Genomic DNA, 1,054 nt, shown 5'->3' with positions numbered 1-1,054 from the left:
ATGCGCACTCGGTCAAGGACCCGAACGGCTTCTGGGCCGAGCACGGCAAGCGGATCGACTGGATCAAGCCCTTCACCAAGGTCGAGAACGTCTCCTTCGCGCCCGGCAACATCTCGATCAAATGATTCGAGGACGGCGTGCTGAACGTCGCCTGGAACTGCATCGACCGCCATCTCGAGAAGCGCGGCGACCAGACCGCGATCATCTGGGAGGGCGACGACCCCTCCGAATCCAGGCACATCACCTACCGCCAGCTGCACGACGAAGTCTGCAAGATGGCCAACATCTTGCGCACGCGGAACGTCAAGAAGGGCGACCGCGTCACGATCTATCTGCCGATGATTCCGGAAGCCGCCTACGCCATGCTGGCCTGCGCGCGGATCGGCGCGATCCATTCGGTGGTGTTCGGCGGCTTCTCGCCGGACAGCCTCGCCCAGCGCATCAAGGACTGCGATTCCAAGGTGGTGATCACCGCCGATGAAGGCCTGCGCGGCGGCAAGAAGGTGCCGCTGAAGGCCAATGTCGATGCCGCGATCGCCAAAACCGGCGGCGTCGATTGGGTCGTGGTGGTGAAGCGCACCGGCGGTGCTGTTGACATGAACCCGACCCGCGACCTCTGGTATCACGAGGCGGCCAAGGTGGTGACATCAGAATGCCCGTGCGAGCACATGCACGCCGAAGACCCGCTGTTCATCCTCTACACCTCGGGCTCGACCGGCACGCCGAAGGGCGTGCTGCACACCTCGGCCGGCTACCTCGTGTTCGCGTCGGTGACGCATCAATACGTGTTCGACTATCACGACGGCGACATCTACTGGTGCACCGCCGATGTCGGCTGGGTCACCGGCCACAGCTACATCCTCTACGGGCCGCTCTGTAACGGCGCGACCACGCTGATGTTCGAGGGTGTGCCGAACTACCCGGACAATTCGCGCTTCTGGAACGTGGTCGACAAGCACAAGGTCAATATCTTCTACACCGCGCCGACCGCGATCCGCGCGCTGATGCAGGGCGGCGACGAGCCGGTGAAGAAGACCTCGCGCAAATCGCTGCG

General features: G+C 63.4%; 1 pseudogene. It reads left to right on the top strand.

What is annotated here, in order from left to right:
• Window positions 1-1,054, top strand: a pseudogene (locus AC628_RS41755) (AMP-binding protein); the annotation flags it as partial.

The sequence above is a fragment of the Bradyrhizobium sp. NAS96.2 genome, from assembly GCF_001908235.1.
In the GTDB taxonomy this organism is placed as follows: Bacteria; Pseudomonadota; Alphaproteobacteria; order Rhizobiales; family Xanthobacteraceae; genus Bradyrhizobium.
This window is presented reverse-complemented; position numbering and strand designations above follow the sequence as displayed.